This window comes from Streptomyces sp. NPDC059456, from assembly GCF_042750055.1.
Lineage (GTDB): Bacteria > Actinomycetota > Actinomycetes > Streptomycetales > Streptomycetaceae > Streptomyces.
Genome location: NZ_JBHYVA010000989.1, coordinates 1 through 2,178 on the forward strand (window position 1 = coordinate 1; position 2,178 = coordinate 2,178).

2 protein-coding genes are annotated in these 2,178 nt (G+C 74.7%); one reads left to right on the plus strand and one right to left on the minus strand.

Annotation, left to right across the window (positions count from 1 at the left end):
- Nucleotides 1–29: 29 nt before the first annotated feature.
- Complete coding sequence (locus tag ACFXA3_RS41400) at nt 30–1,013, minus strand: SAM-dependent methyltransferase (protein ID WP_385196492.1); 984 nt, start codon at nt 1,011–1,013, stop codon at nt 30–32.
- Nucleotides 1,014–1,120: 107 nt separating this feature from the next.
- On the opposite strand from ACFXA3_RS41400, the gene ACFXA3_RS41405 reads away from it, so the two are divergent.
- Nucleotides 1,121–2,178: sensor histidine kinase (locus ACFXA3_RS41405; RefSeq protein WP_385196494.1), on the plus strand; the 1,058-nt coding region annotated here is incomplete at its 3' end.

The following is a 2,178-nucleotide window of genomic DNA, read 5'->3' on the forward strand; positions in this document are numbered from 1 at the left end:
GCGGGGGCCCGCCCCCGCAGCGGGACCGGTCAGGCCGGCCAGGAACGCACGCCGACCGGCTGGACCAGCCAGCCGAAGTCGCCGAGGCCGCCGCGGGCGGTGAGTTCCGCCGCCTCGCCGGCCGAGGCCAGCGCCCGTACGTAGGCCGCGGGGTCCGATGACGCCATGGCCAGCGGCGGGCGGGTCCCCGCGACACCGAGCCGGTCCAGCGCCTCCCGCTGCGACACCAGCACCGCCCCCGGCCCCGCGCACGCGTCCAGCGCCACGTGGGCGGTGACGTCGCAGCTCCCGTCCGGGACGGGCGCCACCTCCCGGCCGCCCCGGAACCCGGTCAGGGTGCCGTACGGGGGCCTGGTGTCCCGGGTGTGGGCGTAGTCCACCGCCACCGCCAGCCCCCTCGACACCGAGCGCACCGCCACGGCCCACGCCTCGTCCCGGGCCCGCCCGATCTCGGCGCGGCCGGTCCCGGGCCACCACCGCTCCAGCCACGCCCGGTCCGGGCCGTCCACCGCCGGCCCGGGGCTCTCCGTACCGTCCGGGGCGACCAGCACGTAGCGGCCGTCCTCCGCGATCTCCAGGGGCACGTTGTCCAGCCACTCGTTGGCGAACAGCAGCCCCGTGGTCCCCTCGGGCGGCTCGGCGACCCACCGGATCCGCGGATCGAGCCCGTCCGGCCGCGCCGCCCGCTCCACCGCGTACGGCCGTACCCGCGCCGCGTCCCGCTCCGGGAGCGCGGCCAGCACCCCGGTCAGCAGCTCTGCGCGCCCGGCCCCGACGTCGACCAGGTCCAGCTCCCGCGGGTGCCCGAGCTCCGCGTCGACCCACCGCAGCAACCGGGCCACGGCCCCCGCGTACAGCGCCGAGGCGTGCACCGAGGTGCGGAAGTGTCCGGCCGGCCCCGGCCCGCCCGGGCGCACGTAGAACCCGTCGGGTCCGTACAGCGCGGCCTCCATCGCCGCCCGCCACCGAACCGGAACCGGAACCGTGTCCGCGACTTCTCCCTGAGTCCTCATCCCCGAAAGGTTAAGCTCGCCCTCCACCTTGGGGAGTACGCCTCCGTCACCCGGATCGCACCTGTGGTTGACTCCAGCACCTATCCCCGTTGCCTACTCTGGGTTACGTGCAGCGCCTCTACGACTTCCTCCGCAGACACCCGACGGGCGTCGACAGCTTCTGGGCTGTCCTCCTGGTCGGACTCGGGCTGCTGCAAGTCGCCGAAGACAGTTTCAACAGCACCGCCGCGCGCCTGATCGCCGTCCCCGCGGTGCTCGCGATGGGCGTCGTCGTGGCCCTGCGCCGCAGGTGGACGGTGCCGATGTTCTGGCTCGCCGTCGGCACCGGCGTCTACAAGCTGATCACCCACACCGAGGCCGTCAACTCCGACCTCGCGATGCTGATCATCCTGTACACGGTCGCGGCGTCGGCCGAGGTCTCCCGCCGGATGTCCCGCACCGCGCTGTTCATCGGGTTCACCGCCTCCCCGCTCTACGCCCTGCGCTTCACGGTGGACAAGGGCACCTTCCGCGACAACCTCTTCTTCGTGCTGTTCGCGATCGTCCCGTTCGCCCTCGCCTGGGTGCTCGGCGATTCCCTGCGCACCCGCCGGGCCTACTACGCCCAGCTCGTCGAGCGGAACCAGCGCCTGGAGAAGGAGCGCGTGGCCCAGGCACAGGTGGCCGTCGCCGCCGAGCGCGCCCGGATCGCCCGCGAGCTGCACGACGTCGTCGCGCACAACGTCTCGGTGATGGTCGTCCAGGCGGACGGCGCCGCGTACGTCATGGACGTGGCCCCCGACCAGGCCAAGGAGGCCCTGCAGACCATCTCCGGAACCGGCCGCCAGGCCCTGGCCGAGATGCGCCGGCTGCTCGGCGTCCTGCGCACGGGCGAGCCGCAGGAGGCCGAGGACTACGTGCCCCAGCCGGACGTCGAGCAGATCGAGGTCCTGGTCGAGCAGGTGCGGGCGGCCGGTCTCGCGGTGGACTTCGCGGTCGAGGGCGCACCCCGCCGGCTGCCCAGCGGCGTCGAGCTCACCGCGTACCGGATCGTGCAGGAAGCCCTGACGAACACCCGCAAGCACGGCGGTGGGGGCGCCCCGGCGGGGGGCCGGCGGGGGGGCGATGCGCGCGGGGGGGGGCGGGGGGTCGGGGGGCGCGGGCCGGGGGGGGGGGGTTTAAACAA